The organism is Streptococcus sp. GMD6S, from assembly GCF_000297015.1.
Window position 1 is genome coordinate 1 of sequence record NZ_AJRH01000108.1, and the last position, 2,198, is coordinate 2,198.

Genomic DNA, 2,198 nt, shown 5'->3' on the forward strand with positions numbered 1-2,198 from the left:
AGTGCTCCAGCTAGCACTGCGAACGTGGTATCAGATACAGAGGATGTTGTCGAAAAGACTCCTACAAACTATGGAAACTCTTATCCTGTTGGTCAGTGTACATGGGGCGTGAAAGAATTGGCACCTTGGGCTAGCAACTGGTGGGGAAATGCCAACACGTGGGCAATCTACGCGAGCGCTCAAGGCTATAAGACAGGAAGTGTTCCAGTAGTAGGAGCAATCGCCGTTTGGGACGGTGGTGAATATGGACACGTTGCTTATGTAACAGATGTTCAAAGTGAAAACTCTATCCAGGTATTGGAAGCAAACTACAGACGTCAAAAGCAGATTGCAAATTACCGTGGCTTCTTTAATCCTCATGAATTTTTAGGTAACGTCACTTATATCTATCCAAACTAAAGATGATAAAAAGATTTAGAATTTCTAAGTCTTTTTTCTTTTTGAAAAAATTTCCTATCGATAACCTCCATCTTAGTGGCTAATTGCTGAAAATTTTTTAGATTCTGTAGCGAACAGGAAATTCTCGCTTTTGGATGTAGATAAACCATGTCTTTGTAGAAAATAGTTCTCAAGTCGAGAGGTAAAGGGCAATAATTTAACTTGTTTTGAACTAAAAGAGAAATTTAGAGTTCGAGAAAGGTATCTGAAATCAAATTAATTCAGAAAGTCCATAATTTTGATGGTATAATCGTTCTATTATCTTCGATGAAGCCTCCGAAAGAGAAGTCAAAGTAAAAAGATTCGATTCACAGTAGTGACTAATCTCTAGTTAAAAACCGATCTTCGTTTTGAAAATAATCAAAAAAATGGTATAATGGTAGGAAAAGATTCGGCTGGAAGTTTTAGAACTTTTAGAATAAGAGGGTAAATTCGCCCTATAATCAAGATAAATGAAGTTTCGGAGGAAAAATGAGTAATATTAGTTTAACAACACTAGGTGGTGTACGAGAAAATGGGAAAAATATGTACATCGCTGAGATTGACAATTCAATTTTTGTTTTGGATGCAGGGCTTAAATACCCTGAAAATGAACAACTAGGGGTTGATGTCGTCATTCCAAATATGGACTACCTTTTTGAAAATAGCGATCGTATCGCAGGGGTCTTTTTGACCCACGGACATGCGGATGCCATTGGTGCCCTGCCTTATCTTTTGGCAGAGGCTAAGGTGCCTGTGTTTGGTTCTGAGTTGACCATTGAGTTGGCCAAACTCTTTGTCAAAGGGAATGATACGGTTAAGAAATTCAATGACTTCCATGTGATTGATGAAGATACAGAGATCGACTTTGGAGGGACTGTGGTTTCCTTCTTCCGTACAACTCACTCCATCCCAGAAAGTTTGGGAATAGTCCTGAAAACAGCTGAAGGTAGCATTGTTTACACAGGCGACTTCAAGTTTGACCAGACAGCCAGTGAATCCTATGCGACGGATTTTGCTCGTCTGGCAGAAATCGGTCGTGATGGTGTCTTGGCGCTCCTCAGTGATTCAGCCAATGCTGATAGCAATATCCAGGTGGCGAGCGAGAGTGAAGTTGGAGACGAAATTACCCAGACCATTGCAGACTGGGAAGGTCGTATCATCGTTGCCGCAGTTGCCAGCAACCTTTCTCGTATCCAGCAGGTTTTTGATGCTGCAGCAGATACAGGTCGCCGAGTTGTTCTGACTGGATTTGATATTGAAAATATCGTCCGCACTGCGATTCGTCTCAAAAAATTATCTCTAGCCAACGAAAGTCTCTTGATTAAACCAAAAGAAATGTCTCGTTTTGAAGACCATGAGTTGATTATCCTTGAGACGGGCCGTATGGGTGAGCCTATTAATGGACTTCGTAAGATGTCCATTGGTCGCCACCGCTATGTGGAAATCAAAGACGGGGACTTGGTCTATATCGTAACGACTCCATCTATCGCCAAAGAAGCCGTCATGGCGCGTGTTGAAAACATGATCTACCAAGCTGGTGGTGTGGTGAAACTCATTACCCAAAGCTTGCGAGTATCCGGACACGGAAATGCGCGTGATTTGCAGTTGATGATCAATCTTTTGCAACCAAACTACCTCTTCCCTATCCAAGGAGAGTACCGTGAGTTGGATGCGCATGCCAAGGCTGCCATGGCAGTTGGAATGTTGCCAGAGCGTATCTTCATCCCTAAAAAGGGAACGACCATGTCTTATGAACATGGAGACTTTGTTCCAGCTGG

Annotated in this window: 2 protein-coding genes; both read left to right on the forward strand. The window is 42.1% G+C overall.

The genetic code is table 11. The annotated features are described in order from the left end of the window. The coding region (locus GMD6S_RS08825; RefSeq protein ID WP_000309291.1) for a CHAP domain-containing protein at nt 1–399 on the forward strand (399 nt) is incomplete at its 5' end. Between the two features lie 510 nt (nt 400–909). Further along, on the forward strand, nt 910–2,198 hold a 1,289-nt coding region (locus GMD6S_RS08830; protein ID WP_000065620.1), incomplete at its 3' end, for a ribonuclease J.